This window comes from Intestinibacter sp. (assembly GCF_022780145.1).
Classification (GTDB): domain Bacteria; phylum Bacillota; class Clostridia; order Peptostreptococcales; family Peptostreptococcaceae; genus Intestinibacter.
This window is the reverse complement of sequence record NZ_JALEXO010000069.1, coordinates 1-7,526: the sequence shown is the minus strand read 5'-3', so window position 1 is coordinate 7,526 and position 7,526 is coordinate 1. Positions and strand designations below refer to the sequence as shown.

3 protein-coding genes and 1 pseudogene are annotated in these 7,526 nt (G+C 32.0%); all 4 read left to right on the top strand.

Annotated elements, in window-relative coordinates; all coding sequences use genetic code 11:
* Positions 1-303 (top strand): annotated as a pseudogene (locus tag MR593_RS02590) (ATP-dependent zinc metalloprotease FtsH); the annotation flags it as partial.
* A gap of 3 nt (positions 304-306) precedes the next feature.
* Positions 307-738, top strand: coding sequence for a GtrA family protein (locus MR593_RS02585; RefSeq protein ID WP_290686681.1), 432 nt, complete (start codon positions 307-309; stop codon positions 736-738).
* 420 nt (positions 739-1,158) lie between these two features.
* The gene (locus MR593_RS02580; protein WP_290686679.1) at positions 1,159-5,013 is read left to right on the top strand and encodes an Ig-like domain-containing protein; all 3,855 of its coding nucleotides are present in this window, start codon (positions 1,159-1,161) and stop codon (positions 5,011-5,013) included.
* 84 nt (positions 5,014-5,097) lie between these two features.
* Positions 5,098-7,526, top strand: a 2,429-nt coding sequence (locus tag MR593_RS02575) for a leucine-rich repeat protein (protein ID WP_290686677.1), incomplete at its 3' end; no start/stop codon positions are given.

The following is a 7,526-nucleotide window of genomic DNA, read 5'->3' as shown; positions in this document are numbered from 1 at the left end:
GACGAAGAGGTTTTAAGTATAATAAAATCAGCTCACGAAAAGGCTATGAATATACTTAAAGAAAACAAAGAAAAACTCCATGAATTATCTAAATTCTTACTTGAAAAAGAAACTATAACAGGTGAAGAATTTATGGAAATCTTAAATAAAGATAACAATTTAGATACAAATTTATTACAAAACGACACAAATCCAGAATCAGGTGATATAATAGATGAAGTTGAAGGTAGTAAATTTAGTGTTGTAGGTGAAGGTGTAAGCCTTGAAAAGAAGGAAAACACTGTAGACCTCGATAAAAAATAAGGAGTGAGAAAAATAATCGAGTTATTTAAAAAGTATAAAGAAGCCATTTTATATGTAATCTTTGGTGGATTTACATTTTTGACTAATTTAGTTACATACCTTGTATGTACTAGATTATTCAGTATAGATATATTGATTTCAAATTCAATTGCGTGGATAGTATCTGTTGTATTTGCATATATAACAAATAAAATATTTGTATTTGAAAGTAAAGAAACTAGATTAGAATATATATTAAAGGAATTTTCGTCATTTGTAGGCTGTAGAATTTTCTCTGGAGTTGTAGAGCTGATGATAATATTCGTGATGGCTACTTTAGCTGGAATTAACGATTTAGTTGTTAAGATAGTCACTAATGTAGTAGTTATAGTTCTAAATTATGTATGTAGTAAGCTGATAATATTTAAGAAAAAAGACGAACCAGAATATGCATAAAGTGTTATTTAAAGGGATATGAAGCAAAGTAAAATTTGCATCATATCTCTTTTTAATTTATTACTTTATTTACATTGCGGAAAAATAAAAAATTCTACACTATTGAATATTAGCATAGAATCCTTTAAAAAACACACTACTTCAGTCATGTAGCTACCAAATACATGGCTGAATTTTTATATACCCTAGTCTTAGAATATATTACTTTTGAAAATAAGTAAAGTAGTATTTTAGTAGTACTACCAGTAGTATAAAAGTGCTATACAAGTGTAAGATACTAAAATCATACTTTTTGAAAATATCTTCTAAAGTATAATTATGTTAGAGAAATATATAGAATATTGGGATAAATTGGGGAAATATGTCTAATTTGTTTTATACTTTTGTATTTCTAAAATAAAAAAAGAAAGGGGTAAAAAAATGGGAAAAAGAAAAAGCAAATTTTTAAGTCTTATTCTTGCATTGTGTATGGTAGTTGCTTCAATGCCACTAGCTAGTTTTGCAAATATAGCTAATGTTGCTGATGCTGCATCAAGAGCAATGTACTATACAGTGGAAAAATATGACGCTGACGGTAATGGAACTATGATGGTTGCACCAACAAGTACAATGAACTGGAGTGGTAGATATGGTACAACTTTCATAAAATCTCTTTTAGGAGATAATGTTCAACTAAGCAATGACGCAGTTACTGCTATCAAAGATGATAGCCAAGAAGATGGTTGGCTAAATAATGGTGATTTAGCCGATGGATCACAATGGTATGTTGTAGCTGATAAAGAAGCCTACTTAGATACATCATATTTTTATGCAAGAGATGTAACTGTAATTCGTTTTATTTATGTTCCAGGTAATGATTTAAGCAAGGCAGGTTTGACTTCTGAAGGTCTTAGCTGGGGTGTAGATGCTAAGGTTATACTTGATAGAAGCGAATTAATCAAGACTGTTTCTGAATACAATCCTTCACAACTTGGCGGAAACAGATTAAAGGCTTACAATAAAGCTGTTAATATGATTTTAAATACAAAGGATGCAACAGCTGATACTGTAGAAGAAGCTAGACAAAATCTTATAAATGCGACAGATTCTGCTACAGGAATTACACTTCCAGATGAAAGTGTAAGCATCTATGCTGGTGAAAGCTATGAAGTAAAACCAGTACTAGAACCTCTAGGAAGTACAGACAAATTAACTTGGAAATCTAGTGATGAATCTGTAGCAACAGTCAGTGATGAAGGTGTTGTAAAAGGTATTTCTGCAGGAAATGCGACAATTACTGTAACAGCTGAAAACCCAGATGTAAAAGCAGAACTTGCAGTAACTGTATCTGATGTCGACGGTATTTCACTTACAGCTCTTACTGGAACAGAAGTAGAAGCACAGTCTGGTGAACTTCAATTCCTTGCATCAGTAGATCCTTCAGACTGGGATGGAAATATAAAATGGAGTGTTAGCGACTCATCAATTGCAACAGTTACTGAAGAAAGCACTAATAAATTAATGGCAACTGTTAAGGGATTAAAAGAAGGTAAAGTAACTCTTACAGCAAAAATAGGTTCAAAAGAAGCATCACAAGAAATTACAATAAAAGAATACCAAGGACCATACGTTTATTTTGAATATGCTGATGGAAGAAAACAACTTTTAGATGATAATGATACTATTACTTTAACATGTTTAGATGAAGGTAAATTTGTTGTCGGTAGATCAAGCGGAACTACTACATGGAGTGGTGGTAGCGACTTTGTAACTTCTATTCAAGGTGGAGATGATTTACAATATTGGACTTTTATAAACAAAGAAACTGGTAAATGGAATCCATGGGATACTAGAAAATTAACAATAACAGTTGATTCAGGTGGATGGTCAAAAACATTTACTGTAAATTGCGTTTCTAGTGGAATCACAGAATTAAAAACTTATGTAGGTGATAAGGAAGTTTCATTAGATAATCCTTATGAATCTGAAGGTCTAGTAAGTGGTGTCGGAGTTACAGTAAAGGGTAGAAAAGCAGATAGCGATGAATGGATTACTATTCCAAAACAAGCACTAAATTATGATACAAGTGATACAAAATACAATATAAGATGGCAAGGCAATCAATTAGTTTTTACTGCTGGTGGTCAAGCAACAATGTCAGTTTTCATGCGTGATAACTGGAATGTAAAAGCACAATTTATTGCAAAATGTAACTATGTACCATTGACTGGATTTACTATTGAAACTCCAGAAACTTTCACTATTACTGGTGAAAAAGACTTTATGACTGGTAATTACTATGGTTTAGGACTTTATACAGACAATCTTAAAATAACATATACACCAAGTAATGCAACTAATAGAAATTTGAATTGGGAAGCATTAACACCAGATATCGCAACATTTACTACAGAACATAATGCAGGTATTGTTCCTAAAAAATGCGGTACTGCGAAATTTAAAGTTACTAGTTCAGATAATCCTGATCTTGTACAATATGTAACTGTTAAGTTCTTATATAATAAACCACTTCAAAAAGCAGAACTTGAAACAACAGAATATGAAATGAAAGTCGGCGATACACAAGCATTAAACATAACAACTACACCTTCTGATGCAACAGAAAAAGGTTTCAAATATACTTATGATAATGAAGGTATCGTTGAAGTTAAAGACGGCAAGATTGTAGCAAAGAAAGCAGGAACAGTTAAGGTTACAGGTACACCTTTAGATGATACACAAGGCTGCAACAACATCGAATTTACTGTGACAGTTACAGGTGACATAGTTGAACAAGATGACCCTACAGCTACAATTAAAGCAGCTATTGAACATGGTCTTAATTACATATCAACTCAAAGTATGAGTAAATACGGAGATGAATGGAATATATTCACAACTCTTCGTGCAGGAGGAACTATTTCTGAAGAAAATAGAGCTTCATACCTTGAAAGTACTGAAAAAGCTGTACAAGAAGGATTATCTCAACCAACAGATTATGCACGTGTTATATTAACATTAGGTGTAATGGGTGAAGATCCAACTAACTTCGGTGGTGTGAACTTAATCGAAAAATTATACAACTGGAAAGGTTTAGATGAATTAACTTCTAACCAAATTTCTTGGATATTGATAGCTCTAGATAGTAAAGATTATGAAATTCCAGCAGATGCTAGATGGAGTAGAGAAGATTTAGTTCAAATGTGTCTAGAATTCCAAGACGAAAGTGGAGGATTCATGTTAACAGGAACTCCAGATGTAGATATGACTGGTATGATTATGCAAGCATTAGCACCTTACAACAATGACGAACATCAAGATGTACAAGAAGCATTTACAAAAGCATTAACTTGGCTTCAAGGAAAGATGACAACAGAAGCAGGTTTTGCAGAAAATTCTTCTTCTAATGAAAACAGCTGTACAACAGCACAAATATTAACTGCATTATCAGTAGCAGGTATTGATCCACTAGATGGAAACAATGGATTTACTATTGGTAAGAAAAATATGGTAACTAATTTATGGGGATACAAAGCAGACCAAGGATTTTACTGGGATAAAACAGTAGATACAAAAGGTAATGCTATGGGTACTCAACAAACAACTTATGCATTTGAAGCTTATCGTCGTTACAGAGTAAATGAAAATTCACTTTATGATTTAACAGATGTTCCTACAAAAGTAGATAAAGTAACAGTTAAGTTTGACGCAGATAATGGTGAAGATATAATAACTAAAGAAGTATCAAAAGGACAAACTTTAGACTCAGTGCCACAAGCTCCAACTAAAGATGGATATACATTTGTAGGTTGGTATACAGATACTGATGATACAACTACAGGATTAAAAACAGATGCTACTTACGATCAAGATGTTACATATAAAGCTAAATATGCTCATGTTCAAATGTTAGGAGCACAAGGTAGATTAGTAGTCGATGGTAAGAGCGGTATAAGATTTGGAACTAAATTATACGACGATGGAGACAAAATTGTAGAAAAAGGAACTCTAATACTTCCTGCAAATCTATTAGCAGAAGGAGAAACTTTAACATTAAGTACACCTAAAGTTGCTAAATCAATTGCAAAATCAATATACGAAGTAAATGAAAAAGAAAACTATGTAACTTACTTAGGAACAATAGTGAATATACCAGAAGCTCAATTTGACAGACAAATAACAGCATCATCTTATGTAACTTATCAAGATAAAGCTGGTAACGAATATACAGTATATTCACCATATGCTAATGGTTCTACATCAGTTAACGATATTTTAGGAAAAACTGCTGAATAATAAATATTTCTATATAAATATTAAATGAATAAGAAAAGGGATATAAAATTTGTATTATATCCCTTTTATAGAGGGGATAAAAAAATGAAGAAAAAATTATTATCTATGATAGTTTCTTTTATGATGATGTTCAATTTATTGACACCATTTGCAGCATATGCAGAAGAAACTAAAGAAACAGAACCACAACAAAACTACATAGTTTTTGATGTGGAAAAATTTACATTAGGCCTTGGATATGTTCAAGAGCCGATTCTAGTTCCTTTTGAAGAAGGAGATACTTGTGCTCAAATTTTAGCTTCAGCACTAGGTGAAGAAAATATAAAATACAATGGAACATTAACATCTAGTTTCTATCTATCTAGATTAAAAGATGATGACTATACAGAAATAGATGGATATACTTCTGGAAGAAAAACAGAAGGATGGTTAGGAGAATTTGATTATACTAATTACTCTGGATGGATGTATTGTGTAAATGGAACATTCCCAGGTGTTGGCATGGGTGACTATCAACCAAAAAACGGTGATGTAATGAGAGTTCAATTTACTGTAAACGGATATGGAGCAGATGTAGGAGATGACTGGAGTGGTTCAGGAGTTAAAGTTGCAGATAAGGATAAATTGGCAACATCTCTAGCTAATATAAATAGTTCTAGCGATAGAAATAAACTTCTAAGCTACAAAAATATAAGAGCTGCTTATAAAAAAGCAAATGATACTATGTATGTGATACAAGCAAGTCAAGATGCAGTAGACGAAGCTAATAAAGAATTAAACGAAGCTGTTGCAAATGTAGAAAATGACACAAAAGCAACTCCTATGACAGGTATATCTCTAGATCAAGAATCTAAAGAAATAAAAGTAGGTGAAACTGCTCAATTAAATGCTACAATATCTCCAAGTGATACTACAGATGATAAAACAGTGATTTGGAAAACTTCTAATAGTTCAGTAGCCACAGTTGATGAAACAGGTATAGTAACTGCAATTGGTGAAGGAACTTGTAAGATATATGCTTATGCAGGTGACTATAAAGTATGTTGCGATGTTACGGTTAAAGATGGAGAGCTTGATAGTGACTTTATAATAGTAAACGGAGTACTTAAAGGGTACAAAGGTACATCAGAAGATGTAGTTATACCAGAAGAAGTAACTGCAATAGATGACAATGCATTCAAAAGCTGTGATACTATTAAGAGTATAGTTATACCAAATACAGTAAAATCAATAGGTAATTATGCATTCAAATCTTGTACAGGTTTAACAGAAATAACACTACCAGAAGGATTAGAAACAATAGGAGACTATGCATTTGCTAGCTGTACAAGATTAAGCTCTTTAAATATGCCATCTACTTTAAAATCAATAGGAGCTCATGCATTTGATAGCTGTAGACTAGCTACTTCATTGACTTTAAATGATAACTTAGAAACAATAGGAGACTACGCATTTAGTGGTTGTAAATCAATAACTGGTAGAGTAACTTTACCAAGTTCATTACAAAGTGTACCAACTGGTATATTTAAAGGCTGCGAAGCATTGACTGCAGTAGATATACCAGATGGAGTAACATCAATAGGAAACTATGCATTTTATAGATGTTTAACATTAGAAGATGTAAAAATTCCAGATAAAGTAAAAACAATAGGAGATTATGCATTTAGTGTTTGTCAAAAAATTACTTCATTGACTTTAAACGAAGGCTTAGAAACAATAGGAGCAAGAGCATTTAATACTTGTTCAGCTCTAACAGAAATAAGTATACCAAAGAATGTAAAAACAATAGGAAGCAAGGCATTTAATGCTTGTAGTGAATTAAAAACAGTTAAAGTTTATTCTAAAGATGTTGTAATACCATCTGATATCTCTGATACTTTCCTTACTAATGATATGACTTTTTATGGTTATACAGGATCAACTATAGAAGAATATGCTAAAACTAATAATAAGACTTTTATACCATTAAAAGAAGCAGTAACAGTTACATTTGATGCAGATAATGGCGAAGATATAGTATCTAAAGAAGTGTCAGAAGATGGAACTTTAGATTATACTCCACAAGCTCCAACTAAAAATGGATATACATTTGTAGGTTGGTATACAGATACTGATGATACAACTACAGAATTCAAAGCAGATGCTACTTATGACCAAAATATTACATATAAAGCTAAATACGCTCACGTTAAGATGTTAGGAGCACAAGGTAAATTAGTAGTTGATGGTAAGAGCGGTATAAGATTCGGTACTAAATTATACGATGACGGTGACGAAATAGTAGAAAAAGGTACATTAATTATACCTGCTAACTTATTAGAAGAAGGTCAAGCTTTAACATTAGACAACAAAAAAGCAGCTAAATCTATAGGTAAGGTAAACTATGAAGTAAATAAAGATGAAAATTACGTAACTTACTTAGGAACAATAATAAATATACCAGAAGCTCAATTTGAGAGAGAAATGACAGCAGCAGCTTATGTAACTTACAAAGATAAAGCTGGCAATGAATA